This is a genomic window from Brevibacillus sp. SIMBA_040, from assembly GCF_046535075.1.
Lineage (GTDB): Bacteria > Bacillota > Bacilli > Brevibacillales > Brevibacillaceae > Brevibacillus.
This window is the reverse complement of record NZ_JAWRXI010000452.1, coordinates 1-229: the sequence shown is the minus strand read 5'-3', so window position 1 is coordinate 229 and position 229 is coordinate 1. Positions and strand designations below refer to the sequence as shown.

Sequence of the window (229 nt, the reverse complement as noted above, 5' to 3'; positions counted from 1 at the left end):
AAATAGGATACTAAATCTTTGCCGATATCTCCACCATTTTCTAATGCATACAAACCTGCAACAATTCCTCTTACATTATCTGATAAAGTTACACTTGAATCAATTACTTGCCATTTTCCATCTACTTGATGTTGAGTTTGCCCATTAGAATAACGATATTGATTTTGTCCGTCCGTAATAGAAATCCACATTCCGTCCGGATCAATAAATCTTATAGGGTTGTTTATTG

General features: G+C 34.1%; 1 protein-coding gene. It reads right to left on the bottom strand.

What is annotated here, in order from left to right; genetic code table 11:
• Nucleotides 1-229: hypothetical protein (locus SB752_RS33400; protein WP_410719658.1), on the bottom strand; the 229-nt coding region annotated here is incomplete at both ends.